Source organism: Bacillus sp. 105MF, assembly GCF_000374885.1.
Classification (GTDB): domain Bacteria; phylum Bacillota; class Bacilli; order Bacillales; family Bacillaceae_G; genus Bacillus_A; species Bacillus_A pseudomycoides.
In genome coordinates, this window is sequence record NZ_KB895577.1 from 59,761 (window position 1) to 85,713 (window position 25,953).

The 25,953-nt window shown below is 35.0% G+C and carries 30 protein-coding genes and 3 pseudogenes; 26 read left to right on the plus strand and 7 right to left on the minus strand.

Annotated elements, in window-relative coordinates; all coding sequences use genetic code 11:
- Positions 1–101: 101 nt before the first annotated feature.
- Positions 102–974 carry a LysR family transcriptional regulator gene (locus tag C564_RS0117890; protein ID WP_018766252.1) on the minus strand — a complete coding sequence of 291 codons (873 nt, stop codon included), beginning with the start codon at positions 972–974 and terminating at the stop codon, positions 102–104.
- 184 nt (positions 975–1,158) lie between these two features.
- Between C564_RS0117890 and C564_RS0117895 the strand changes: the two genes are divergently transcribed.
- The 9 genes and pseudogenes from C564_RS0117895 to C564_RS34985 form a co-directional block, all read left to right on the plus strand.
- The gene (locus C564_RS0117895; RefSeq protein WP_018766253.1) at positions 1,159–1,887 is read left to right on the plus strand and encodes a (Fe-S)-binding protein; all 729 of its coding nucleotides are present in this window, start codon (positions 1,159–1,161) and stop codon (positions 1,885–1,887) included.
- Entirely contained in the window at positions 1,884–3,296 is a 1,413-nt protein-coding gene (locus C564_RS0117900; RefSeq protein ID WP_018766254.1) for a LutB/LldF family L-lactate oxidation iron-sulfur protein, read from the plus strand. Before C564_RS0117895 ends, C564_RS0117900 begins: the two co-directional genes overlap by 4 nt.
- A gap of 1 nt (position 3,297) precedes the next feature.
- Complete coding sequence (locus C564_RS0117905) at positions 3,298–3,987, plus strand: LutC/YkgG family protein (protein WP_018766255.1); 690 nt, start codon at positions 3,298–3,300, stop codon at positions 3,985–3,987.
- Positions 3,988–4,027: 40 nt separating this feature from the next.
- Positions 4,028–5,377 (plus strand): MFS transporter, encoded by a 1,350-nt coding sequence (locus tag C564_RS0117910; RefSeq protein WP_003207778.1) that lies wholly within the window; start codon positions 4,028–4,030, stop codon positions 5,375–5,377.
- A gap of 130 nt (positions 5,378–5,507) precedes the next feature.
- Positions 5,508–6,353, plus strand: a complete 846-nt coding sequence (locus C564_RS0117915; RefSeq protein WP_018766257.1) for a MerR family transcriptional regulator — start codon at positions 5,508–5,510, stop codon at positions 6,351–6,353.
- 61 nt (positions 6,354–6,414) lie between these two features.
- A complete protein-coding gene (locus C564_RS0117920) occupies positions 6,415–7,431 on the plus strand; it encodes a C45 family autoproteolytic acyltransferase/hydolase (RefSeq protein ID WP_018766258.1) in 1,017 nt (338 codons plus the stop codon).
- A 1-nt stretch (position 7,432) separates the two neighbouring features.
- Positions 7,433–7,714 (plus strand): MazG nucleotide pyrophosphohydrolase domain-containing protein, encoded by a 282-nt coding sequence (locus C564_RS0117925; RefSeq protein ID WP_003198734.1) that lies wholly within the window; start codon positions 7,433–7,435, stop codon positions 7,712–7,714.
- Between the two features lie 84 nt (positions 7,715–7,798).
- The gene (locus C564_RS0117930; RefSeq protein WP_003198733.1) at positions 7,799–8,464 is read left to right on the plus strand and encodes an HAD family hydrolase; all 666 of its coding nucleotides are present in this window, start codon (positions 7,799–7,801) and stop codon (positions 8,462–8,464) included.
- A gap of 199 nt (positions 8,465–8,663) precedes the next feature.
- Positions 8,664–8,903: pseudogene (locus tag C564_RS34985) on the plus strand (subclass B1 metallo-beta-lactamase); the annotation flags it as partial.
- A 44-nt stretch (positions 8,904–8,947) separates the two neighbouring features.
- On the opposite strand, the gene C564_RS0117935 reads toward C564_RS34985, so the two are convergent.
- Positions 8,948–9,271 (minus strand): winged helix-turn-helix transcriptional regulator, encoded by a 324-nt coding sequence (locus tag C564_RS0117935; protein WP_018766259.1) that lies wholly within the window; start codon positions 9,269–9,271, stop codon positions 8,948–8,950.
- A gap of 124 nt (positions 9,272–9,395) precedes the next feature.
- On the opposite strand from C564_RS0117935, the gene C564_RS0117940 reads away from it, so the two are divergent.
- Positions 9,396–9,926 carry an NAD(P)H-dependent oxidoreductase gene (locus C564_RS0117940; protein WP_003207773.1) on the plus strand — a complete coding sequence of 177 codons (531 nt, stop codon included), beginning with the start codon at positions 9,396–9,398 and terminating at the stop codon, positions 9,924–9,926.
- 163 nt (positions 9,927–10,089) lie between these two features.
- On the opposite strand, the gene C564_RS0117945 is transcribed toward C564_RS0117940, so the two are convergent.
- Positions 10,090–10,509, minus strand: a complete 420-nt coding sequence (locus tag C564_RS0117945; protein WP_018766260.1) for a VOC family protein — start codon at positions 10,507–10,509, stop codon at positions 10,090–10,092.
- A 435-nt stretch (positions 10,510–10,944) separates the two neighbouring features.
- Between C564_RS0117945 and C564_RS0117950 the strand changes: the two genes are divergently transcribed.
- From C564_RS0117950 to C564_RS0117960, 3 genes are read left to right on the plus strand one after another with little or no spacing between them, the layout of a single operon-like run.
- Positions 10,945–11,508 (plus strand): GNAT family N-acetyltransferase, encoded by a 564-nt coding sequence (locus C564_RS0117950; RefSeq protein WP_018766261.1) that lies wholly within the window; start codon positions 10,945–10,947, stop codon positions 11,506–11,508.
- Positions 11,509–11,566: 58 nt separating this feature from the next.
- On the plus strand, positions 11,567–12,334 hold the full coding sequence (locus C564_RS0117955; RefSeq protein WP_018766262.1) for a GNAT family N-acetyltransferase: 768 nt from the start codon (positions 11,567–11,569) through the stop codon (positions 12,332–12,334).
- A gap of 17 nt (positions 12,335–12,351) precedes the next feature.
- Complete coding sequence (locus C564_RS0117960; protein WP_003207769.1) at positions 12,352–13,251, plus strand: PhzF family phenazine biosynthesis protein; 900 nt, start codon at positions 12,352–12,354, stop codon at positions 13,249–13,251.
- A 29-nt stretch (positions 13,252–13,280) separates the two neighbouring features.
- Here the strand turns inward: C564_RS0117960 and C564_RS0117965 are convergent, their stop codons facing one another.
- Positions 13,281–13,490 carry a hypothetical protein gene (locus tag C564_RS0117965; protein WP_003198717.1) on the minus strand — a complete coding sequence of 70 codons (210 nt, stop codon included), beginning with the start codon at positions 13,488–13,490 and terminating at the stop codon, positions 13,281–13,283.
- A 177-nt stretch (positions 13,491–13,667) separates the two neighbouring features.
- Between C564_RS0117965 and C564_RS0117975 the strand changes: the two are divergent.
- The 5 genes and pseudogenes from C564_RS0117975 (at position 13,668) to C564_RS0117995 (ending at position 17,351) form a co-directional block, all read left to right on the plus strand.
- Positions 13,668–14,416, plus strand: a pseudogene (locus C564_RS0117975) (Nif3-like dinuclear metal center hexameric protein).
- Between the two features lie 8 nt (positions 14,417–14,424).
- Positions 14,425–14,922, plus strand: coding sequence for an NUDIX hydrolase (locus C564_RS0117980; protein ID WP_018766263.1), 498 nt, complete (start codon positions 14,425–14,427; stop codon positions 14,920–14,922).
- A gap of 125 nt (positions 14,923–15,047) precedes the next feature.
- A complete protein-coding gene (locus tag C564_RS0117985; protein ID WP_018766264.1) occupies positions 15,048–15,902 on the plus strand; it encodes an aminoglycoside phosphotransferase family protein in 855 nt (284 codons plus the stop codon).
- A gap of 39 nt (positions 15,903–15,941) precedes the next feature.
- Complete coding sequence (locus C564_RS0117990) at positions 15,942–16,766, plus strand: MBL fold metallo-hydrolase (RefSeq protein WP_018766265.1); 825 nt, start codon at positions 15,942–15,944, stop codon at positions 16,764–16,766.
- A gap of 15 nt (positions 16,767–16,781) precedes the next feature.
- On the plus strand, positions 16,782–17,351 hold the full coding sequence (locus C564_RS0117995; RefSeq protein ID WP_018766266.1) for an SGNH/GDSL hydrolase family protein: 570 nt from the start codon (positions 16,782–16,784) through the stop codon (positions 17,349–17,351).
- Here C564_RS0117995 and C564_RS32255 read toward each other — a convergent pair.
- Complete coding sequence (locus tag C564_RS32255; protein WP_018766267.1) at positions 17,343–17,570, minus strand: DUF1272 domain-containing protein; 228 nt, start codon at positions 17,568–17,570, stop codon at positions 17,343–17,345. The genes C564_RS0117995 and C564_RS32255 overlap by 9 nt on opposite strands.
- Before the next feature lie 174 nt (positions 17,571–17,744).
- Complete coding sequence (locus tag C564_RS0118005; protein WP_018766268.1) at positions 17,745–18,305, minus strand: cysteine hydrolase family protein; 561 nt, start codon at positions 18,303–18,305, stop codon at positions 17,745–17,747.
- Between the two features lie 126 nt (positions 18,306–18,431).
- On the opposite strand from C564_RS0118005, the gene C564_RS0118010 reads away from it, so the two are divergent.
- Both C564_RS0118010 and C564_RS0118015 read left to right on the plus strand, forming a co-directional pair.
- On the plus strand, positions 18,432–19,292 hold the full coding sequence (locus tag C564_RS0118010; protein ID WP_018766269.1) for a LysR family transcriptional regulator: 861 nt from the start codon (positions 18,432–18,434) through the stop codon (positions 19,290–19,292).
- A 92-nt stretch (positions 19,293–19,384) separates the two neighbouring features.
- A complete protein-coding gene (locus C564_RS0118015; protein ID WP_018766270.1) occupies positions 19,385–20,254 on the plus strand; it encodes a pentapeptide repeat-containing protein in 870 nt (289 codons plus the stop codon).
- Positions 20,255–20,362: 108 nt separating this feature from the next.
- Here C564_RS0118015 and C564_RS0118020 read toward each other — a convergent pair whose 3' ends face one another.
- Positions 20,363–21,250, minus strand: a complete 888-nt coding sequence (locus C564_RS0118020; RefSeq protein WP_018766271.1) for a DMT family transporter — start codon at positions 21,248–21,250, stop codon at positions 20,363–20,365.
- A 239-nt stretch (positions 21,251–21,489) separates the two neighbouring features.
- On the opposite strand from C564_RS0118020, the gene C564_RS0118025 reads away from it, so the two are divergent.
- From C564_RS0118025 to C564_RS0118050, 6 genes and pseudogenes are all read left to right on the plus strand, one after another.
- Complete coding sequence (locus tag C564_RS0118025) at positions 21,490–21,864, plus strand: SH3 domain-containing protein (protein WP_018766272.1); 375 nt, start codon at positions 21,490–21,492, stop codon at positions 21,862–21,864.
- A 195-nt stretch (positions 21,865–22,059) separates the two neighbouring features.
- A pseudogene (locus tag C564_RS37525) lies at positions 22,060–22,507 on the plus strand (SRPBCC family protein).
- A 135-nt stretch (positions 22,508–22,642) separates the two neighbouring features.
- Positions 22,643–23,050, plus strand: coding sequence for a MerR family transcriptional regulator (locus tag C564_RS0118035; RefSeq protein ID WP_018766274.1), 408 nt, complete (start codon positions 22,643–22,645; stop codon positions 23,048–23,050).
- 124 nt (positions 23,051–23,174) lie between these two features.
- Positions 23,175–24,497 (plus strand): hemolysin family protein, encoded by a 1,323-nt coding sequence (locus C564_RS0118040; protein ID WP_018766275.1) that lies wholly within the window; start codon positions 23,175–23,177, stop codon positions 24,495–24,497.
- A 53-nt stretch (positions 24,498–24,550) separates the two neighbouring features.
- Positions 24,551–24,961 (plus strand): ATP synthase subunit I, encoded by a 411-nt coding sequence (locus C564_RS0118045; RefSeq protein ID WP_018766276.1) that lies wholly within the window; start codon positions 24,551–24,553, stop codon positions 24,959–24,961.
- A gap of 143 nt (positions 24,962–25,104) precedes the next feature.
- Positions 25,105–25,650: a DUF2179 domain-containing protein gene (locus tag C564_RS0118050; protein ID WP_018766277.1), complete on the plus strand. Its 546-nt coding sequence runs from the start codon at positions 25,105–25,107 to the stop codon at positions 25,648–25,650.
- Positions 25,651–25,953: the final 303 nt, after the last annotated feature.

Genomic DNA, 25,953 nt, shown 5'->3' on the forward strand with positions numbered 1-25,953 from the left:
CGAAGAAGTTAGGTGGGCGATGAACTGTTCGTAAAAGCCCGATTGGTTCAACTAATAATCAGTGGGAGATGGAGAAAACCCCCACTGATTAAAGTTTCACTTTATGTGTATTCTATAAATCGTCTAGCACTGTTAGAGAGTTTCCGATCTTTCAACCAGATTATTGATGATTCAGATTGGAATGGGAAATCTATTAAATCTACTATTCTGATAAATTCTTGCGGGATATAAGATACAGCACTTTTAGGTAGAATCGAGGCTCCGATCCCAGCCATGATGAGCATAAGTACAAATGCAGAGTCGGGACATTCACATGCTATATTTAATTTTATACCATGACGACTGCATTCATCAATGACGAGCTGATGGTAACTGTCTTCTTTATCTTTATGTAAAAGTAAGAGGGGGATATGATCTAGTTTAGTTATGGAGATTGGAAGATTTGAATGATGAAGCTCCCATTTTGCAGGTATGACTAATACGAATGGCTCCTTTGATACACAAATACTAGAAAAAGCCTTCTTATTAAAAGGGGTACGTAAGACAGCGAGTTCAATATTCCGATTTTCTAATTGCTCTATTAAGTATAAAGGACCACCTTCCCATATTTTTAAGTTTACATTTGGATAGTTCTCTTGAAAATAGCGGATTTTTTCAGATAAAAAAGGAATGCACGAATGAAATGCGCCAATAGACAGATTTCCTCGTAATCCTTCACCGGTATCTTTAATCTCTGTAATTGTTTCCTCTAATTGTTGGATAATACTTTTTGCTTTCCTATATAATATTTTACCTTCTTCAGTTAAATGCATATTTCGACCGTTTCTTTCAAAGAGGCTTACTGATAATTCTTGTTCTAGTAACGATAGTTGTCTACTTAGAGGTGGCTGTGCCATATGAAGTCGATGAGCAGCACGGGTAAGCTGTCTTTCTTCGGCGATTACAATAAAGTAACGAAGTTGTCTTATATCCATTTCCAATCCTCTTTCTATACCTTTTTTATATACAAAAACAACCTTATAAATAGTTTTTATATAATACGTCACATGATATCATAAATAAAACAAATTAAATATAGAAAATTCTAAAAATTAAAAATATTTTTCAGTAGATTAATAACTTGAAAGTAGATTGTATCGTTCTGGGGAGGAAATGTTTATGAAAGTTTCGTTATTCATTACGTGTTTATCCGATGTGTTTTTTCCTCAAGTAGGTAAGAGTGTTGTGGAAATTATGGAGCAATGTGGAGTAGAAGTAGATTTTCCTGAAGGACAAACTTGCTGCGGGCAACCTGTCTACAATAGTGGATATCAAAAAGAAGCTAAAGCGGCAGCGAAACAAATGATAAAAGCATTTGAGCATAGTGAATATATTGTGACCTCTTCAGGATCTTGTGCTAGCATGATTCATCATTATTATAAAGAAATGTTTAAAGATGATAGTGAATGGTATGAAAAAGCAGTTCGTTTAGTGGATAGGACGTATGAGCTGACGGATTTTTTAATGAATGTACTCCGAACAAGTAATTTAAAATCTAAGCTAGCTAGGGCAGCAGTTTTTCATCAATCGTGTCATATGAGTCGCGGACTTGGGATAAAAGATGAACCACTTAAGTTACTATCACAAGTAGAAGGCCTAGACGTAAAAGAATTACCATATTGCCAAGATTGCTGCGGTTTTGGTGGTACTTTTGCAGTGAAAATGAGCCCGATTTCTGAAACAATGGTTGATGAAAAGATAAAACATATTGAGGCAGCAGAAGCCAATCTCTTAATCGGGGCAGATATGGGATGTCTTATGAATATTGGAGGGCGGCTACGCAGAAAAAATAAAGACATTCAAGTGTTACATATAGCAGAAGTACTGGCGAAGGAGCTGAACAAATGAGTGTAGTGGGAGAACTAGAATTTTTGGAAAGAGTAGATAAAGCCATACACGATTCGCAGATGAGAAGTGCGGTTCCATTTACACAAGATAGGCTTCGGATGGGACGGGAACAAGCTACACATGAATTAGGAAATTTTGAGGAATGGCGTGAGGCAGCATCTGAAATTCGGATGCATACAATTGAAAATTTAGATAGTTATTTGGAACAATTAGCTACAAATGTTCGGGAAAATGGGGGGCATGTCCATTTTGCTTTCAAAGCAGAAGATGCCGTATTGTATGTTTCTGAAATCGCGAGAAAAAAAGGAGCAAAAACAATTATTAAATCGAAGTCCATGGTTTCGGAAGAAATACACCTCAATAAAAACTTAGAAGAAATGGGGGTAAAAGTGGTAGAGTCCGATCTCGGAGAGTATATCATTCAATTAGCGGGAGAAGCTCCATCACATTTAATTGCTCCAGCTATTCATAAGACGAAGGAACAAGTAGCAGAGCTTTTTTCTAAGGAGGCTGGAAGGGAAATGCCAGTTGATACAAATCAATTACTACAATTTGCTCGGGAGCAATTGCGTAAAGAATTTTTAGAGGCTGATATTGGGATCTCAGGTTGTAATTTTGCTGTGGCAGAATCTGGATCCGTTGTTCTAATAAGTAATGAAGGAAATGCTCGCCTTACCACTACATTGCCAAAAGTTCATATTGCTATTATGGGAATGGAGCGCCTTGTTCCGACATGGCAAGATCTTGATGTTGTCGTTTCGATGTTAACTAGAAGTGCTACCGGTCAAAAAATTACATCCTATGTAACGGGAATTAATGGGCCTCGCTTACCTGAAGATATGGATGGACCTGAAGAATTTCATTTAATCATTTTAGATAATGGTCGTTCTAATATTTTAGGAACCGCTTATCAAGAAGTGTTGAAGTGTATTCGGTGCGGAGCGTGTGTGAATGTTTGTCCTGTATATCGTAATATTGGAGGACATGCGTATGGAAATACTTATAGCGGACCAATTGGTGCGGTACTAGCTCTTTTATTAGAAGGGTATGAGGAATTAAAAGAATTGCCTTTTGCATCAAGTTTGTGCGGCGCATGTACAGATGTTTGCCCGGTGAAAATTCCATTACATGACCTTCTCATTGAGCATCGTAAAGATGAGGTGGAACAAGGATTTGTAACGAAATTTGAGCAACTGGCCTTTAAAGGTTTTGCGTTTATGGCGAGTCATCCTTTTGTTTACGAGAAAGCCGTTAAAATGGCTCGCACTGGTTTATCGATATTTGCAAAAGATGGTTATATTGCGAATGGCCCTGGTCCATTAAAAGGGTGGACAGAAAGCAGAGATTTTCCAAAACCTGCGAAACAATCATTCCGAGATTGGTGGGAAAAAGAAAAGAGGGATTCATAACATGACGGATGTACAAGAATCTTTTTTAAACAATATCGCACGTAAACTAGGGCGAAATCGTCGCTCCGGGATAACTCCTCCTAAGTGGAATAACGATCCACTTAGGTATTTTTCTAAAGAGATAGATCACGAGAGTTTAGTAGAACAGTTTATTGCAAACTTGAAGGCATTACATACAGAAGTAAGTCATATATACCGCTCAGAAATAGAGAATGCCCTTCAGTACGTTGCAGGAAAATTTGATGTTCAATCTGCGGTGTACTGGGATGATGATAGATTACACCAGCTTGAAATAGGAAAGTATTTAACAAAAAATTTCGTTTCTTATCGAATTTGGCAGAATAAAGAAGATGAAAGAGAACTACGAGACTATGTAGCTCGAGTTGATATGGGAATTACATATGCCGAAATGGGGCTAGCTGAAACTGGAACAGTTGTTTTGTGGAATGGTGGTGGGCGTGGACGTTTAGTTAGTGTTTTGCCGCCAGTTTATGTAGTGATCCTTTCGGAACATACAATTTATAGACGTTTGACAGAAGGAGTGACTGCAGTGCATGAACACGTTCCAAATGGATTACCTGCTTGTATTAATTTTATAACTGGTCCAAGCCGGACGGGTGATATTGAAATGGAATTAGCTTTTGGAGTTCATGGTCCTGGAAAGGTTCATGTCATTTTATTAAAGGATTAGAGAGAAAAACAAAAGTATACGAGGGGGAGTGAGGAGTTTGATGAAGAATAAATTCCGCTATTATGTTTTTGCGATGCTTACGTTAATTACGATGGTGAATTATATTGATCGTGGGGCCATTGCTTATGCACAGTCTTTTATTATAAAAGAATATGGATTTGACCCGAAAGAATGGGGAGCTATATTAGGCTATTTTGGTTACGGTTATATGCTTGGTTCTTTATTAGGAGGTATTTTTTCGGATAAAAAAGGACCAAAGTTTGTATGGATTGTAGCAGCAACCGCTTGGTCTATTTTTGAAATTGCAACCGCTTTTGCTGGAGAAATAGGGATGGCTGTTTTTGGAGGCTCTGCTTTAGCAGGATTTGCTCTGTTCCGAGTTTTATTTGGATTCACAGAAGGTCCATCTTTCGTGGTTTCGAATAAGACAGCAGCAAACTGGGCAGCGCCAAAAGAAAGAGCTTTTCTAACATCCCTTGGTTTTGTTGGTGTTCCGTTAGGCGCAGTATTAACTGCACCAGTAGCGGTTATGTTACTCTCTTTTACAAGTTGGAAAATGATGTTTTTCATCCTTGGTGCAATTGGGATTGTATGGGCGATTATTTGGTATTTTACTTTTACAAATATGCCTGAAGATCATCCGCGAGTGACGAAAGAAGAACTAGCTGAAATTCGTAGCTCTGAAGGTGTGCTTCAATCAGTAAAAGTAGAGAAAGGGATCCAAAAAGAGCCGTGGTATTCTTTTTTTAAAGTTCCGACATTCGTCATGGTTACGTTAGCGTATTTTTGCTTTCAATATATCAATTTCTTAATATTAACTTGGACACCGAAATATCTGCAAGATGTATTCCATTTTCAATTATCTTCTCTTTGGTATCTTGGCATGATTCCTTGGCTTGGAGCTTGTATTACATTACCGTTAGGGGCGAAGCTATCCGATCGTATTTTACGTAAAACAGGAAATCTTCGTTTAGCTCGAACAGGATTGCCGATTATCGCTTTATTCCTTACAGCGGTTTGCTTTAGTTTCATTCCAGCGATGGATAATTATGTAGCTGTATTAGCACTTATGTCACTTGGGAATGCATTTGCTTTTTTACCAAGTTCATTATTTTGGGCAATCATTGTCGACACAGCTCCTGTTCAAGCAGGAACCTATAGTGGAATTATGCATTTTATTGCGAATATCGCGACAATCTTAGCCCCGACCTTAACTGGATACTTAGTTGTAAGTTATGGCTATCCTTCTATGTTTATCGTAGCTGCCATTTTGGCCGCTATTGCAATGGGAGCGATGTTATTTGTGAAGCCAGGGCAGCAAACTAAGGCTGAAAGTTTGTTTGATTGGAAGAGTAAGGAGAGATTGGAGGAGCCTCGTACAAATATTTAAATGATTAGAATAAGTGGTGTAAAAAACGAGTTGTATACAAACTCGTTTTTTATTTGTCTGAAACGAATGTTTTCTATAGTAAAATATGAATTAAGTAGGAAAAAATTGAAAATAAAGGCTGGGATCGTACATGTATACAGTTGGACAGTTTTCAACAATATGTGGTGTATCTATTAAAACGTTACATCACTATGATGCAATTCATCTTGTAAAACCTTTGCATACTGATTCTGTAACAGGGTATCGATATTATGATTATGAGCAAATAAAAACTTTACAATACATAAAAAAGTTAAAAATGTTTGGTTTTTCATTACAGGAAATAAAGAGAGTTTTAGAAAGTCATGATAATAGAGAATTAGAGAATCGATTGAGAGAAAAGGCTCTACAACTAGAGGGGAAAATGATAAAGATGCGGCAAACTCTAGAGGCAATGGATCAATCCATTGATGATTTGAATAGAAATGAGCCATTTGTAACTGTTTCAAATATAACAGAATGCTTCGAAGAAATAAGAGAAAGACAATGGATTTACGGTGTTCGTGAAAAAATATGTATACGAGAAATCGATTTTGTTGTAAAAAAATTGTTTGAAAGGTTATATGCATATGGGATAGAAGTAGATGGGAAAATGATGACAGTTTTTCACCAATTTTATAAAGGGAATGCACCAATAGATTTAGAAGTTTGTGTACCTATAAAAGAGTGCGATGATACACTTTCAAATGTCCGTTGTTTAGAAGGGGGAAAACATATTTGCGTGATTGTAAAGGGACCATATTCGGAATTAGGAATCGCATATGAAAAAATAATGAATTTCATTGAGGAAAAGGGATATGTAGTAAGGGATTCACCTTTTGAAGTGTATGAACAGGGTGTGTTTACTGAACAAATAGATTATAAAAACATTCGGCCTGCATCCAAACATAATCCGTTACAATTTATCATGAAAGTGTGTTTTCCAGTCTATTCTTAATTGATCCTCCTGCTACAGGAGGGTATATCCTAGCATTAGTAAGAGAAAAGGAGAGGATTATATGTATCATCCAAGGCTACGCGGAACACATTATGAGATGGGAAAACACTATGCAAGTATTTTATATAAAAATGGATTTCGGTTTCCAAAGGTTTCAAAAGAAAAATTAGCTTTTGGGAAACAAAGTCATGTGCTATTAAAAGATTTTTATCCAGAATTAATAGAAGAAATGAAAGGATTTGCTGAAGGGTGTCATGCAACGTATGAAGAGGTAAGTTCTTTTATATTGAGTATAGGTGTATTTGAGCCAGAAGCACAATGTAGTATATTTGCATTTTATAACGGTTCAGAAGTTATTATGGGAAGAAACTATGATTTGATTTTAGATATGAAAAAATATACGGAGAGTTCTCTCGTTTGTCCTAACGATAAATATTCGTACATTGGACATTCTGATGTATTTTTAGGAAAAGTAGATGGGATGAATGAAAAAGGATTAGCAGTAGCTATTACCCTCGTACAAAGTGAAAATAATGAAGTGGGGTTGAATTTTTATGTGGCAGTTCGCAAAATATTAGAAAATGCAAGTACGACAGAAGAGGCAATACATATTTTAAGGGAATTCCCGTCCTCAATCTGTAATAACTACTTATTAGCAGATCAATCTGGGAATATAGCAGTAGTAGAAAAAGCGCCACATAACATGTTTGTACGGAGACCAGGAAAGAATGAAGAGTTTATCATTTGTACAAATCATTTTGTAAGTAAAGAAATGATTGCCTTACAACAAAATATCGATAATGATTGGAGTAAATCTCAAGATAGATATACCTATATGGAAAAACAGTTAAGAAAGAATTCACAGTTAAATCGAGAAAGTGTACAGGATATTTTATCGAATAGTAAAGAGCATGTATGTTTGAATCTGAAAAAATATAATTTTGGGACATTATATTCGGTCGTGTATGAGTTAAATAATTTGAGAATCCATCGTGCAGAAGGACAACCGAATCGTTGTAAATATAAAGAAGATAAAAGATTGGTAGAAGAAATTTATAAAAAGAGAAGGGGAATATAAAGTGAAGCTTTCTGAATTTCAGCAGTATGTATCAAATTTTAGTAAAGAAAAAGGGTTTGCTGATGCAACGATTGAGAGGCGTACAATGTACTTAATGGCGGAATTAGGAGAATTAACAGAGGCAATTATAAAGCATAGTGAAGGTAAGGATACCAAAAGAGAAATAGGCTTAGAAATGTTCGATGTAATTTGGAATGTGTGTGATTTAGCGAATAAATTAGAAATTGATTTAGAGGAAGCATTTCAGGAAAAGATGGAAATCAATCGAGATAGAGAGTGGTAAAGATAGAAAGTGTGGATGGTATGACGCTAACATGAGATAATAGAGAAAGGAATGCAATAGGTAGGATTGTGATGGAGGAAGAAAATGAATTTGAAATATAAATGCTTAATATTAGATCATGACGATACAGCAGTGAAAAGTACACCGGATATACATTATCCATCATTTGTAGAAGCTTTAAAAGATTTAAGACCTAATGAAACGCCATTATCATTAGAAGAGTTTGTTTCAAATTGTTTTCATCCTGGTTTTTTGAGTTTATGTAAAGATATTATTCGTTTTACACCAGAAGAGCAAGAGCACCAACAAAAAGTTTGGAAAAAATACACCGAATCGAAAATTCCAGACTTTTATGAAGGGTTTCCTGAATTGGTACGGGAGTTCAAGAGACAGGGCGGAATTGTAACGGTTGTTTCTCACTCTGAAAGTAGTCGCATTAAGAGGGATTATGAAAAGCATTGTGGATTTGTCCCAGATGCAGTGTTTGGATGGGAGTTAGAAGAAAATCAGAGAAAGCCACATCCGTATCCAGTGAAAAAGATTTTGTCTATGTTTCATCTACATGAAGATGAAGTCATCGTATTAGATGACTTGAAGCCAGCATTGGAAATGGCAAAGAGCTGCAACGTTACATTTGCAGCAGCTGGTTGGTCGCATCATATTCCGAAAATCAGAAAGCGAATGGAAGAGGAATCAGATTATTATTTTGAGAGTGTAGAGAAGTTTAAAGAATTTATCTTTAATGAGTAAAGAGGAGAAAGAACTTGGGAAACACCAAGTTCTTTTTTTATGCTACATCGCAGATATTAGAATAATTGTAGGTGTTCTATTGAACAAATAGCACATTTCAAGAGTGAATAAATTATGTAATTGTACGATTAGAAAAGTATGAAGATAAGAAGATCCCGTTAGTTTTTGTTAATTTTTGTATGCATAGCTTTATTAGGAGGAAGACAATATAACAGTATGGCTCCCTCAATATAATATTCTTTTTGGAGGTTGTTTAGTAAAATCAGCAGGTGCGAAAGATTTAGGAAATGTTGCGGATGCATACGTAGATGAATAGGCATATTCAGTCGGAAATGTGATGAATCGATATGAAAATATACAATTAGTTGTCCCAGGGCATGGAGATGTAGGAGATAAAAGTTTGCTTTCTTATACGTTAGAGTTATTACAAATAAAATAGAGAAATTGAAAGAGTGATAGAAAAGAACCCTTTTAAGGGTTCTTTTATTTTGATAATCTTTTGACTTGATGATCTTTTCCCCATTCACACAGTTCATTCATAATTTGAATTAAAGATTTTCCGTATTCGCTTATTGTGTATTCAACTCTTGGTGGAACTTCTTGATATACAGTACGATGGATAATCCCATCAGCTTCAAGTTGTCGCAATTGTTGCGTTAGAACTTTTTGTGTAATATCTGGGATCGCACGTTTCAGTTCGTGTGTCCGCTGCTTTCCGTTCATGAGAATGCATAAAATACTACTCTTCCATTTTCCTCCGATGACTTCAAGGGTAGTAGCGATAGGGAAGTTCTGATTCATCCTCATATTACACCTCCATAGGTACTTTGAGGTTCCTATAGCACCTGAAAGTACGTACTTTTCAATTATATGTAACTAATACATACTAATACTAAAGGATTTCATTTATTTATAAGGGGGAAGGGAATTTATGAAAACACTTGTAATTGTAGCACATCCAGATATTGAAAAATCAAGAATTAATAAAAGATGGATAGAAGAACTGGAGAAATATTCTAATGAGATAACAGTACATGAATTGTATAAAGCAGCTCCCAATTGGGAATTCGATGTTGATTATGAACAAAGACTATTATTAGAACACGATCGTTATATATTTCAATTTCCGTTCTATTGGTATAGTTCACCACCATTATTAAAAAAGTGGTTTGATGATGTGCTGACGTACGGTTTTGCATATGGTTCTACAGGGGATAAAGTACGTAATAAAGAATTTGGTTTGGCGATTTCTATAGGGGGATTAGAAACGCAGTATAAAGATGGGTTTACAATGAACGAACTAACAAAACCATTTCAGGCAACTTGTCTATACACAGGAATGAAGTTCATACCAACATTTACGTTGTATGGAGCAGAATACCAACTAAAGGATGAAGATATCGAAAGAAGTGCAGCTGAGTATATTAACTATATTATGAATAAAAGTAATCTTTATATATGATTTAAAAATATCCCGATCCTTTATAGGTATCGGGATATTTTTATTGGTTTGAAATAAAGTTTGAACAGAATGGATTCCAATATGAAAAATCGCCGGATAGAAAAAAGAGGGACTTTTTTCATAATTACTTCATATGAGTTATGACTTGTTCGGTTGAAATTTGTTATGTAAGAGATGTGTTAGTGGGTTTTGAAACTTTCTTACCATCTTTATAGTCAAGGCAAGAAACTTCAATTAATAAACCATTAAATACTGTGAAATAAAACCCATAACTACTACCTCTCATTGTATAAGGTTCCTTGTCTATTTCAATGCCTCCAGCTACTAAGCGATTATATGCTTGATCAACTTCACTTGAAGTTTCCACTAAAAATCCAATATGAAAAGCTTCAGGATATCTAACAGCCTTTTGCCCTTTGAATGCTTTCGGGTCACTTAACACGAGAATAAATCCATTCTCATCACTCATTACTACAAGAGCCTTTCCTTTTTGTTCTAAAAATTGAAAATCAAAAAATGTCTCAAAGAAATGTCTAGCTTCTGATAAATCATCAACACATAGATTTAAATGGTTTAACCTCATTCAATCATCTCCTTTTAAACAGGAAATCCCTATATTAGTAACATTTGAAAGGGAATAGACAAGTATTTGAATGTTACGGTCATGGCTTTCTGTTTAGTTATAGTTAGGGCAACTAGACTATATATATGCTATGTAACATCATAATTATTCTATTCGTACCTTTTGATCTTTACTAGAAATAGAACAACAAACTAGTGAATCTATTCTTGCTAACCCTATACAATTTTATATTAATAAAATTGTACAAGTTTTAGCGGTTAGAATGAGGGATTTTAAAACAATGAGAAGTGAACAAGAAATGATGAATATGTTAATTGATTTACTAAATTCTGTATTTCATTTAAAATGATAAAGAAAATTCTAATAATATAAATTATTTGGCAGGAAGTATGATTCGTAAATTTCAGTCTTTGAGTATAAAGGAAGAGATAAAAATTGAAACAGCCATTGTTACAAGTAGAAACCGAAAGGCTTATGATCCGTCCTGTTCTAAAAGAAGATTATATAAGTTGGTATGAAGGTTTCCACAATCGTTTACCATCTCAATATAAGTATGATGATGGTTATCGAGATATGTCGTCTTCAACAAAAGAATGGTTTACCGAATGGATACGTGGCTTTGATGAATCAGCAAAACGAGATGAAATGTATGTGTTAGGAGTGTTTCGTAAAGAAGATGGTGCGAATGTTGGTAAAGTTGAGCTTATTACAATTTTACGAATGGATTATCAATGGGCGATGATAGGGTATTCAATCCATAATCAGTACGGGAAAATGGGCTATGGCTTAGAAAGTGTACGGGCCGCTATGGACTTATTCTTTGATCATCTTAAATTCCATCGCATTGAACTGCATATAAATGTTGATAACGAGCCATCGATTCGTCTGGCGGAAAGAGCAGGATTCGTTTTTGAATGTACAAGAAAAGCGTTTTCTCTTGAGAACGGAAAATGGACTGATTATTTAATTTATTATAAAAATCGTCCTGAAGAGGTTTGATCCATCTTTAGGAGAGTTAGATTGGTAGTTTCAATTTTTGTATAGAAGGGTGAACACAATGTACAATCTTACAACTATTCAAAACATATTTGGCCCCTCGAAAAAAGTATTAAATGGTTTGCCAAATGCAGTAACAATTGAAGAAATGGATGAAGATTCTTTTTATGATGCTCAAAATTATAAAGAGCAGATAAAAAAGTTTGAAGAGCTTTGTTCAAATTGGAATGTAAAAAGAGCAAGCATTTTACTAGATAAAAGTTTCAACAGTTATACTCTGAGTGCAAAAGTGTTACGTGAATTTGGCTTTGAGCTTTATGCAGCGAAAATAGAGGTGTTTCGTAAGCTTTCGGATAGCGTAACTCTAGAAAAACAGTATGATTTTTGCTCTATAGACGTAGGGACGTTGTCTGAAGAGGAATTTAAGTCGCTTTGGGAACGATGTATGTCAGATTCGGACAACAAATCATCAAGTCTTAACATTAATGAACATTTTCATGCTATACAAGCAGAATTAGGTAAGGGGTGGGAAAAATCATGTATTGCTTTTTATGATAAAGAGCAACCGATTGGAATATCCATTCCTCATATTGAACCTGGTACGAAGAATGAAGGTCGATTATTTTATTTTGGACTATTGCCGGAGGAACGTGGAAAAGGACTTAGTGCTCATATCCATCTTCAATCTTTATACATGTTAGAACAGATGGGGGCTACTTATTATATTGGAAGTACTCATATGACAAATGAAAAAATGCAAAAGGTTTTTTGGAAAAACGGATGCTCTATAAGGACAGAAACGGAAATGTATTGCAAAATATTTAAATAAATTCAGGAGATGAGAAAATGAAGGAAATAAAAGTTTTCCATTATGATGCATTTAGTACAAAGCCGAATATGGGAAATCCAGCTGGGCTTGTAATAGATGCAGAAGGATTAACTAATGATGAAATGCAGCTTATTGCAAAAAAAGTAGGATTTAACGAAACGTCTTTTGTGCTTCCTTCGAATGTAGCGGATATAAGGATCCGTTATTTTACACCAGGGCATGAAATGAATCTTTGCGGACATGCGACAGTGGGAACTATATTTGCACTTCACGAAAGAGGGCTACTGAAGGGGAAACGAAATCTCACAATCGAAACGAAAGCGAGTGTTTTACCAGTACATATAGATATAGATGAAAATGGAGAATCATTTATTAAAATGAGACAAACGGCGCCACAGTTTCAAAAGTTTGATGGTTCCATTGAAGAGTTAGCGCACAGCATTGGACTTCATGGGAATGATTTAGATGAAACGCTACCAATTGTGTATGGGAGTACTGGAATTTGGACTTTATTAGTTCCAATTAAAACGTTGGATGCTTTTCAAAGAATGAAACCAAATAATGAAGAGTTTCCATCTATTCTAAAAGAAGTACCGAAGGCATCGATTCATCCTCTTTGTTTAGAGACGTATGATGAAGCAGCACATATGCATGGCCGTCATTTTTCATCACCTTATTCTGGAACGATAGAAGACCCAGTGACGGGAACTGCTTCTGGGGTAATGGGAGCTTACTATGCTAAGTTTTTGAAAAAAGATTTTAATAGTGAAATGAAATTCATTGTGGAACAAGGGCAAGAAATGAATAAAGATGGTCGGGTCGCTGTTTATGTAACAAAGAAGCAGGAAGATGAGTCCCTACAAATTGAGATTTCTGGAACTGCAGTGTATGTAAAAGAATTTCAAATTTCGATTTGAAAAAAGTCCGGTCATATACCGAACTTTTTTCATCTGTTTAAAACTTCAATAAAAGAGGCATTTCCATTTTGTCTCATTACAGAATGAAAATTGTTATTTTCTAACGTTTCGGCAACCTGTTTTAACTGTCTCACATCATCATGATGAATTAGTAAACTATCTGCTCCGCTTTCTTCAATGTGGAGATGCTCAACCTTACCGATAGCCTCATTTACAGCTTGTAAAAAATCGGGTTTCATATATATCCTCCTAATATGTACAGGTATTTTTTTATAGCATGCCCGTATTTATCAAAATTAAAAGTTGGCGGGAATACAAGAAGGGCTCATTGTTTCATACTTCTAATTCGAAGCAGGTTTTCATTACGTGAAAATAAAATATGTATGAGGGAAAGAAGTGTGAAAAGGAGAATTGAAATGAATATATCAGGGTTTAAAAATTCGATTGAAATGTTATTTGGAGAGCATCTTCATAAATATGGTGATGATGAATATGGCTTCACCATATTAGCAAAGAGGAATTTTGTAAAATAGGTTATACAACGAACCTAACGCTGGAAACAATCGAAGAAGCACGAGTAAATCAAGTCGATATGATCATTACACATCATGCACCGTGGAGCTTTTTATTCGGTATGGAAGAATCTTGTGTTGAGAAATTAAAAGAATATGAAATCAATCATTTTTGGATACACTTACCTTTAGATTTTGTGAACTTTGGAACTTGCACTTCATTATTTAACGAAATTGGGATTGATAAAATACTCGAATATTCTTCGTATGAGGAAGAAGAGTTACCTGGGATTGGAGAATATGAATCTCCTATTTTGTTTTATGATTTAGTGGAAAGAGTAGAAGAGAGATTAGAGGAAAAGGTAAAAGCATGGAAGAATCATAATCGTCCGGTGAAACGAGTAGCAATCTTAACAGGAGCAGGGAACAACACAAATATTATAAAAAGAGCATTGGAAAAAGGTTGCGATACATATATAACGGGAGAGAAAACGTTATATACAGTTCAATATGCGAAATTTAAGGGAATCAATTTTATTGTTGGTAGTCATACGTTTACGGAAGTTTTTGGAGTGGAAAGTTTAGCTTATAAATTAAAAGAGCTGAATCGGGCATTAGAAATTACTAGATTATATGAAGAGCATTTGGAGTGAGGGAGAGAATGCCAACGATATACGCGAACTATGGGGAATCAAGGGTGAAGTTAACATGGCTAAAAGCAAATACATTACCAGATTATGAAGGGATTACGAGTGTCCATGGTTTTTGTTTTTATAAAAACAAAGTGGTATTAATAGATCATTATAATCGCAGTTGGGATTTTCCAGGAGGTCATATTGAAAAGGATGAAACACTAGAAGAATGTTTTCAGAGAGAGGCATGGGAAGAAGGGTATGTGAAAGGAGAATGTACCTTGCTTGGATATATTATTGTAGACCATAGCGAAAATCCAAAATGGAATGAAAAGAGTCCATACCAAAAAGTAGGATATCAACCATTTTATCGGATGGATATTTCAGAAGTGCATGATTTTAACGGAGAGTATGAATCAAACAGAAGGATGTTTGTGAAACCGAACGAGGTTACATTGTATTATCCAAAGTGGAATGAGATTTATGATGAAATAGTAGCTGCTGCATTATTGGTTTCAGAAAGATAGAGATTCCTTCTTTTATAATATAAGGATTTTTAAAGGTTTTTTCTTATATTTGTCAAATAATTATAAAGTCGTTTCATTTAATAGTAGTGATATTCAAGTACGGATGCAGAATAGGAATGAGAAAAATGAATATTTCGGAAATTATTGAACAATTGGTTGTTAATGAAGTTATTACTGATTATCCGAAAGGGTACAAGAAATTAACTGGCGGTACCACAAGTAGACTGTATCTTATAGAAGGAAAAGAGCAGTGTGTTATAAAATTGAATGAACCAAAAGTCATCGAAGAAGAAGCATATTTTCTCAATTTTTATGAAAACGAAAGTATATTTCCTAAGCTTTTGTACGTGGATCCACTAAATAGATATATGGTCTACTCATTTATTCCTGGTTCCACAAGTTATGATGTCGGGAATAAAAGGGATGCTCTTTGTACACTTGTACAGGGAGTGATTAATAAATATAAAGTGGCTATGAAAATGGATCAGTGGGGATGGAAAGAAGGACCGGTAGACTCTTGGCAGGATTTTCTTTTAAATAGAGTGATGGAGGCTAATGAGAATGTAAAATCTTACATTACACAAGAAGAGTTTCATAGTGTTCTTAAATTAGTACACAGTCCAAATAGAACGGCACATAGCAATCAACCATATGTATTACATGGGGATTGTGGATTCCATAATTTTATATTTAAGGAGCATAAATTATATGGTGTGATTGATCCTTTGCCAGTTTTGGGAGATCCAATATATGATTTAATTTATGCATTTTGTTCGACGCCAAAAGATTTAACGAGGGAAACGATAGACGAGATAGTAGAAAAGAGTATATTTCATAATAGAGAGAGAAAATTTTTATATGAAGAAGTCGTAATCGTTTTATATTGCAGGTTAGACGCTTGTATGAGACATCATCCAGAAGATTTAGAAGCCTATTTAAAAGCTTGGCGTTATTGGATGAATCTGATTCATGAACAGTGAAAGTTTAATAGAAAATAAAATGGGGATAGGAGAAATGTTATGAAAAACTTTATTTGTACAACATGTGGCGTACAATATGCAGCAAGTATAGAAGAACCAATGAATTGTATGATTTGCAATGAGGAGAGACAGTATATTAATCCGAAAGGTCAATCTTGGACAACACTGGAGGATTTACAAGAGAGTAATACATATAAAAATGAAATCATTGAAGAAGAAACAGGGCTTTATAGTATTACAACAAAACCAGAATTTGCGATTGGCCAAACAACTTATTTGGTAAAAACAGATTCATATAATTTATTATGGGACTGTATTACTTATTTTGATGAAAATACAATTGAAAAGGTAAAAGAATTAGGAGGGTTAGATGCGATTGCGTTATCCCATCCACACTATTATTCTACTCAAGTTGAATGGGCAGAACGGTTCGATGTACCAATCTATATACATGAAGATGATAAACAGTGGGTTATGCGTCCGAGTAAACATATTGTTTTTTGGTCAGGAGAATCATTGCAATTAGCTGATGGACTCACTATACATCGTCTAGGCGGACATTTTAAAGGTGGTTCTGTTTTACACTGGTCACAGGGTAGTGAAGGGAAAGGGATTTTATTAACAGGGGATATTATTCAAGTTGTAGCGGATCAGCAGTGGGTGAGCTTTATGTACAGCTATCCAAATCTAATTCCGTTACCAACTAATAAGGTTGAAAAGATGGCTAAAAGAGTAAAGTCACTGCCTTTTAATCGTTTATACAACGCTTTTCATCGAGTAGTAAAAGATGATGCAAATGAGGCGGTTCAGCGTTCGGCACAACGCTATATTGCTGCATTAGAAGGGGAATTATTCCATACATAAAAAGGAGAAACAAAAATGAATATATTAGTATGCTTTGGTGATAGTATCACAGCTGATGAAACATTTTGGAATGGAACACCGAGATTAACACCACGTTTACAAGAGCAGTTTCCGAATTGGAAAGTAGAAAATGCAGGTGTTCCTGGTGATAATACGTTCGATGCTTTGAGAAGAATAGAAGAAGATGTGTTATCTTATGAGCCGACATTTGTAACAGCCTTTTTTGGTGCGAATGATGCAGCGTTTCATAAACAAGTATCACTACAAGAATATAAAGAAAATTTAATCGAGATTGTGAAAAAAATCTCACCAGAAAAGGTGCTGTTAATTAGCCCGGCACCAGTGGATGAGGAAAGACAGCATGCAAGAACAAATGAAGTATTATCACAGTATGCAAAAGTGGTGGAAGAAGTGGCAAAACAAACAGGAAGTTATTTTCTTGATCTACATTCTCATATGATTCAAGAATTGGATTATATGAGGTTTGTAGAAAATGAAGATCGTGATGGGCTGCATTTTGGAGAGACTGGCTATGAATACTTATCAGCGTTAATCGGGGAGAAGTTAAAAGGAATTTTAGAATAAACGGTGGAAAAGAAAAAGCAAAGCTACTGGTAGCTTTGCTTTTATTTGTTTCCTTTTTGGTCTACGTACTAATTCACCACCGCAGTTTGGACAAACATGATGCGTTTTTTCTGTGCATGGTGCACAAAATGTACATTCATACGTACAAATATAAGCCTCCGAATCTGTTTGAAGTGAAGTGTTGCAAGTTTGACAGTTTGTTTTCATTTCTAATGCCATATGATTTCCTCCTACTTGTATGAATGTTTGTAATTTAATGATAATATAAACGGGAGAATATGTCTTTTTCATATGAAAGTATATTTGGAAGTTAAATTAGCATTTGCAATGAAATGTGCTATTTTATTTTGAAATTGATTGTTTAGTGACTTTTAAAGATTCATTAAAGGGGATTTAAAGCAAATCTATAAGTTTGTTAGTTGCTAAAACGGTAGCAAACATTTCATGAAGACTTACTAATGCAAGCTTATGGATATTTTCTGCATGATGATAATTTCCATCATATGAGATTCTACCAAATGTAGCTGTCGCATCTGAAACGACATAAGTTGAAAAACCTAAATTACCAGCCATACGTGCTGAAGTGGATACGCAATAGTCCGTTGTTAAACCGATAATGACGGCAGTTTCATAATTGTGTTCTCGTAAATATGCTTCTAAATTGGTTCTGATAAAAGCGCTATTCACATTTTTTTGAAATACTGGTTCATTTGGAAGTGGAGTAGCAAAGTCTTTAAATTCACTTCCGCTGCTTTCTTTTCTTAATGGGTGATTTTCTTTATTTGAGATGTGCTGCACATGAATTACAGGACGATTTGTTTTTCTCCATGTTTGTAATATAAGCTCCATGTTTGTTTCAGCATGTATATTATTGCGTTGTCCCCAGTAAGAATCATCGAATCCTTTTTGAATATCAACTAGAATAAGTGCAGCATTTTTAGGTAATCGATTCATTTGGTATTCTCCTTTTCAAAAATGATTTATTTTCCATATGGTAATGATATCAATTATTGTAAAAGTAGAGAATTTCCAGTATTTTTGAAGGGTATAACAAAAAGTTTGAACAAGGGGATAAAGAGGATGGAGATTGAGTGGTTACGATGTTTTTTACTTTGCTCAGAGTATAAAAGTTTTTCAAAAGTAGCAGAGCATTTTCATATGACACAACCTGCAGTAAGTAAGCAGATAAAGAAATTAGAAGCTGAATTAGAAGTGGAATTATTAAGTAGATCTCCACAAGGTATAGAATTAACAGAGGCTGGTATGTATTTTCAAAAAAGAATAATTCCATTCGTTAAAGAATGGGATGGCATTAAACAAGAAATGAAAGACATGGGAGAATCCGTACGTGTAATATTAGGTTTACTACCTAGTCTTGCAGCATTCTATCTTCCAGAAAAACTTGTTGGAAGCCAAAGTGAGAATATGAATTTAGAAACGAAAGTATATGATATGTCTAAAGAGATTATGGAAGATATTTTATCAGGGAAATTAGATGTAGGTTTAGTAGATGAAAAATGGGTACCAAAAAAGCTTTGGAATAGGCAGTTATTTGTGGAACCATATGATGTAGTTTTTCAAAAGACGCATCCGTTTAGCAAAAGAGAAAATGTAACCATAAAGGAGCTGTTATCGGAGAATTTAGTTATGTATCCAATCGGTTGCGATATTCGAAGAGCGATTATGGAAGGGTTTGGAAGATTGGAAGTAAAACCTAATATTAGTTCTGAGGTATCGTTTCGAGACTTTATTCTTGGGATGGTTGCTGCAGGGGCAGGAATTACAATTGTTCCACGGGCGATTTCAGAACGTATTGAACATTTGCCACTGCGTACGATACCTATCCGGGATTTTCAAAAACAAAGAGCAATATATTTGATTGCACGAAATGAAAGGATTGGTAAAGCTCTCTTTAAGATGTTTACAGGAACTGCTTTGTAATTGTTGGAAGGTACTTTTATTATAAACTATTTCTTTTATATACATATCTATACAAAATTGAACAAGTAATACAGCAACAGGGGGTACATGTTTTGTTAGAGAATAATAATTTTTTGGATTCAAAAAGTGGTGTGAGTTTTAACAGTTTACGCGCTGACTGTGAGAATTGCTTCGGCTTGTGCTGTGTTGCGCTTCCTTTTGCAGCTTCAGCCGATTTTGCTGTTAATAAAGATAGTGGTAAGCCGTGCTCTAATCTACAATCAGATTTTCGTTGCAGTATTCATAAAAACCTTAGGCAGAAAGGTTTTAAAGGATGTACTGTATTTGAGTGCTTTGGTGCGGGGCAAAAAGTTTCTCAAGTTACCTTTGAGGGAGTTGATTGGCGCAAAGGTCCAGAACAGGCAAAGAAAATGTATGATGTTTTTCCAATTATGCACCAACTTCATGAGATGCTTTGGTATTTGAATGAAGCTTTAACGTTAAAGGTGACAAGTCCGATTTATGGGGAGCTTCGTGACGCGATTGAGGAGACAGAACGACTTTCAAGGCTTAGTTCAGATTTACTAATGAAAATAAATGTTCCATTACACCGAGTAGATGTAAATACTCTTCTTTTAAGGACGAGTGAACTAGTATGGATGGAGTCACGTCACCGGTATAAAGGGACGAAAAAAAATAAGAGAACTGACCACCGAGGAGCAAATCTCATGGGGGTAAAGCTTAGAAGGGCAGATCTTAGGGGAGCGAATTTAAGAGGAGCATACCTCATTGCTGCTGATCTTCGAGGTGCTGATTTAAGAATGGCTGACTTTATCGGTGCTGATTTACGAGATGCTGACTTAAGTGGAGCAAATCTAACAGACACTATTTTTCTAACTCAAGTCCAGATTAATGCAGCGAAAGGGGACGCAAACACGAAATTACCAAGTTTACTTTCTCGTCCAGCGCACTGGTCTGCTTGAGAAAAAGGTAAATGAAACATTAGGTTTAATTCAATATAAATGTATGTAATAGCTTTATAATCAAAAACACAGGCCGTATTTTTTTTATAGCCTGTGTTTTTGATATTGTTAGTTTTTCTTCTCAAATGTGGCAATGATTACACTAAATATAATAAGAGCACCACCAATAAAAAAGTTACGATTTAACGTTTCATTTAAAAGTAACCAGCCTAATAATGAACCAACAATAGGCTGAAAAAAGAAAAACAATGAACCGATGCTGGCATCCATTAACTCAAGTCCTTTATTCCAAAGAAAAAAGGCTCCAGCGGTCGAGATGATTCCTAAATATAAAATACCTAAAATGATAGTGGTATTTAAGTCCCCAATTGGATTAGATTGTAATTCCCAAATCATGCAGGGTGTAATGAAAAATAGTGAAAAGAAGATTGCGTAGGTTGTAATGACTAAAGATGAAAATTGTTGAGAAGCAATCTTTACATAAATAGATAGTAGAGCCCATGTAATCGCAGCCCCCACTAAAATGATTGTGCCGATAAAATAAGAGCCAACTTCTATATCCCACCCAATAACAATTGTGACGCCTAGTGTAGCTAAGACGGTAGAGAGTATTCTGCGAGTCGTTAAGTTTTCTTTCAAAATCAATGTAGCAAACACGACCATAAATGCTGGAGTGGCCGATGTAACTAAAGAGCCTGTGTGCGCATCTGATAATTTTGTTCCAACAAATTGGCACGTAATTGAAACAAAGTAGCCGATGAAGCCAATCCAAGCAAAGAGTAGCCAATCTTTTTTGTTTATTTGTATCGTTGTTTTTTGTTTTCGTTTTGTCGTTTTTAAAATCATGTACAAAACTACAAAGGCAATAATAAAGCGAAGCCAGACAAGTGGGAGAGGCGGAATAAAGTCTAGTACATATTTACTAACAACATACATACCACCCCAAATACTTGCTGCAAGTGATAAACATATAGCGCCTAAAATTGTTTGTTTCATTGTGAAATACCTCCGTCTATTTATAGGATTGTAAAATAGGGAATCCTAAGACGAGGCATGTTTTTTTATAAAAAATACGTATGCCCGTCTTAGATTATAGACGGATTACAGGTTGATCGTTTTCAAATAGGTTGTTGTAGTACATAAGAATTTCTCCTCTCAATATTTTGTATTTGTTTATCATAAATAAGTTTTATAATAAAAGTATAACTTAATTTTCAGATTATTGGAGGGGTAAAATGAAATATGTTGTGATTCAGTCTCACATTAGTAATTATCCAGAACCAATTAGTTTAGAAAAAGGAGATCAAGTGCGAGTTGGTAATATATATTCAGGGCCAGAAAACTGGAACAATTGGGTATATTGCCGTGCTGAGCATAGTGGTCTGGTGGGATGGGTTCCAGAGCAAATAATAACATATGAAAACAATGATTCTGGTATTGTGCTTGAAACATATAAGGCGAAAGAATTAAATGTAGAAAAAGGAGATATTCTCATTGGTTTAAAGGAATTAAATGGTTGGCTATGGTGCAAGAAAATAGAATGTGAAGAAGTTGGTTGGATTCCGAAAATAAATGTACGGTTAAAGAAAAAGTTGTATTTTGAAAATTAATATGATGAAATATGGATAAAAATATAACTCAATTCTTTTCGCCCTTGTGTTATAAATTATAAATTCAAACTCATGAAACTCTAAATAAGAGAAATAATAGTAAAATAACCCTTGTATTTCACTGGATAAAATATGGCATAATCATTTTGTCGCAAAATATATAGAAAAATAAGGGTATGTAAAAGGAGAAAATGAATGAGTTTTGCTATTGAAGTTTTAATTCAAGCAGCAATTGATGTCATGTTTGAATATGTAAAAGATGATGAAAAAACGAAGGAATGGAATACATTTTTAATCGAAAATCGTTATCCGTTAGAGCGAGTGAAAGAAAATCCACGTGTAGGAGATACATTTATTTCCGTTCAAAAAATGGGTAAGAAAATATTTGAGTCGGAAGTGGAATTTTTAGAATATGAAGCACCGTATATCATTACTCTTGGCGGTGAGATGAAACAAGGATATTCTACTACAACATACATATTGTAAGAAGAGGAAGGCACACTTCTTACATTAATTGCTGAGTATACACCTAGCAATCTATTCTATCGTATTTTATATAAATTAACAGGTTGGATGTATGGATCAGCTTGAACGTTTAGCAGAGTGTGTAGAAGCTACTCATAATAAAGAAAAAGAAATATAGGAAGAAGGAGATCTGCAACATATAGCGGATCTTTTTTGCATATATTGTGAATAATAAACCGTCACGTTTGACTGTATAGTTTATGTATTGTATGATGTTCTTAACATAAATGGGGAGGGAAAAATCGTTGGGAAGGTGTATCGAATCGGACAGTTGGCTCACCTGGCTCACGTATCGAAACGAACGATTGATTATTATACGAATCTAGGTATCTTAAAAGCGGAGCGATCTCAATCTAATTATCGCTATTACGACGAAACAGCATTTGAAACATTACAATTTATTGAGAAATGCAAGGAAATGCATATGCCGCTTTGTGAGATTAAAGAGAGGATCGAGGAGAGGAAGAAGCTGCTCGGTATCAATGAACACGTTTCGAAACAAGTGAATGAAGTGACAAACCATATCCATCGATTAGAAACAGAGCTAACACAGTTGAAACCTCTGTTAGATGGGTTAACAGATTCACAACGTGAAAAAATATCGAAATCTTTATCGGGTCAAACGACAGCTTTAATACAAACACTGATACTATTTTTATAGTTGAAGTTGGATCCAACTCTTTTAATTTCTGTATAGGGCTATGTTTTCTAAAGAAACAGAGAATAAGAAAACATTATAAGTATACAGGAGGTGAACACCTTAGTTTTTTTACTAAGGGGATTCATTGGAAATATTTAATTTAGTCATGGTTGCGATTTTAATCGCATTTACTGGATTTTTCGTAGCAGCAGAGTTTGCGATTGTTAAGGTACGTTCAAGTCGTATAGATCAGCTTGTTGCGGAAGGAAAACGCGGTGCGTTAGCAGCAAAAAAGGTAACAACAAATTTAGATGAATATTTATCTGCTTGTCAGTTAGGAATTACAGTAACGGCAATGGGACTTGGTTGGTTAGGTGAACCGACAATAGAAAAGCTATTGCATCCATTATTTGAGAAATGGAACTTAAACCCTTCTATTTCACAAGTATTGACTTTTGGCCTTGCATTTATGACAATGACGTATTTGCACGTTGTAGTAGGGGAATTAGCTCCGAAAACAATGGCAATTCAAAAGGCTGAAAGAGTAACTTTATTATTTGCTGGACCTTTAATGATGTTCTACAAAGTGATGTATCCGTTTATTTGGGTACTAAATAGTTCAGCGCGTGTCGTAACTGGCTTATTCGGTTTGAAACCAGCTTCTGAACATGAAGTAGCACATACGGAAGAAGAGTTACGTCTTATTCTTTCAGAGAGCTATGAAAGTGGAGAAATTAATCAAGCAGAATATAAGTATGTAAATAATATCTTTGAATTTGATAATCGCATTGCGAAAGAGATTATGGTACCACGGACAGAAATCGTCGGTTTCTATCTCGAAGATTCAGTAGAAGAACACATGAAAATTATCCAAAGCGAACGATACACACGTTATCCAATCTTTGGAGAAGATAAAGATGATATTATCGGTATGGTCAACGTAAAAGACTTCTTTATTCGATATATGAAAGGCGATACAGAAGATTTATCATCTATTCGTACGTATATGCGTCCGATTATTGAAGTGATGGAAACAACTCCAATTCATGATTTACTTCTGCAAATGCAGAAAAAGCGAATTCCAATGGCTGTATTATATGATGAGTACGGAGGTACAGCCGGAATTGTAACGCTTGAAGATATATTGGAAGAAATCGTCGGCGAAATTCGTGATGAATATGATGAAGATGAACATCCACCAATTCAACACGTAAATGAACATCATAAAATTGTTGATGGAAAAGTGTTAATTTCAGAAGTGAAAGATTTATTTGGTCTACACATCGAGGAAGAAGATGTGGATACAATTGGTGGATGGATTATGATGCAGAATCATGAAATTGAAGAAGGACAATGTGTCGAAGCAGAGGGATATGAGTTTAAAGTTCTTGAAAAAGATGCATATCAAATTAAGCGCGTTGAAATTCGAAAAATTGATCATCAACAAGAGAAAGCAGCAACTGTGTAGGTTGCTGCTTTCTTTTTCACCTATCGCAAAACTTGAAACAAGGAGCGGGTATTTTGATTGAAGTTGCGTTACGAGTATACAAACTACAATTATATATGATCTTTAGTGGTTTACTACTTCTATGGACGATAACGCCTTTTTCAAAGCAAGTTACTGGATTCGGGATCGGATTAGCTGTAAGTGCATACTGTCTTTGGTTGTTAGCCAGACGAGTTGAAAAGATTGGGAAAAGTATTGTATTAAAACAACGTGCGCCTGGATTAGGAATTTTAAATCGTTTTGCAGCTGCGATACTAGGTGCGATCATTATGTATGAAATTGAACATGAAATGGAAATGTGGGCATTTGGTACGGGCATTTTAGGTGGTCACTTTTTAATGATTGCGAATTTAGCGTATGTGAATATGCAGTTAGTAAGAGAAGAAGAGGAAAAAAGAAAAAGGGTTACACGGGATTCAAAATAAGAAGATAAAAGGGAACCGAAAACGGTTCTTTTTTTATTTTCTTATTTTTTCATGGAAAAATAAAAAAGTTTAGAAAATCCATCGCTTTCTAAAGGTTATATATGTTATTATGACAAAAGACTTTTTGAAAGAGGTGGATGCAAATGTTACAAGCGCTACTTATTTTTGTACTTCAAATTATTTATGTTCCAGTTTTAACGATCAGGACGATTTTGCTTGTAAAGAATCAAACAAGATCCGCTGCTGGTGTGGGATTACTAGAAGGGGCAATCTATATTGTAAGTTTAGGAATTGTGTTTCAAGATTTATCAAATTGGATGAATATTATAGCCTATGTGATCGGTTTTAGTGCCGGACTTTTATTAGGCGGTTATATAGAAAATAAATTGGCAATTGGGTATATTACATACCAAGTTAGTTTACTAGATCGTTGCAATGAGTTAGTTGATGAATTAAGACATTCAGGATTTGGTGTAACTGTATTTGAAGGGGAAGGGATAAATTCCGTACGCTACCGTTTAGATATTGTTGCGAAACGTTCCCGCGAGAAAGAGCTTTTGGACATTATTAATCGAATTGCACCGAAAGCGTTTATGTCTTCCTATGAGATTCGCTCTTTCAAAGGCGGCTACTTAACAAAAGCGATGAAAAAACGAGCATTGATGAAGAAGAAAGATCATGCTTCATAAAAAAATTAGCTAATTTCTTTTGATTTAATAGTGTTACACATTGTATAAAAAGAAAAGGATAGATGCAGGCAGAAGCAATCTGAGTGATCTATTCTTTTTTTTTGCCACAAAAGAGCTCATTTGCTACTACAACATAAATGGTTTGTAGTATGGAAGGGTGACTTGTTGATATAATAGCTGAAAAAGAAAGTTTTAAATAAATTTGATATTTGTTTCGCATCGTCATCTTTTATTTTTAAATACTCAAGAGATATTTTGTTCTAGACATCATTTTTTCGTTACAGTGCGTATAAGAAGATAAGG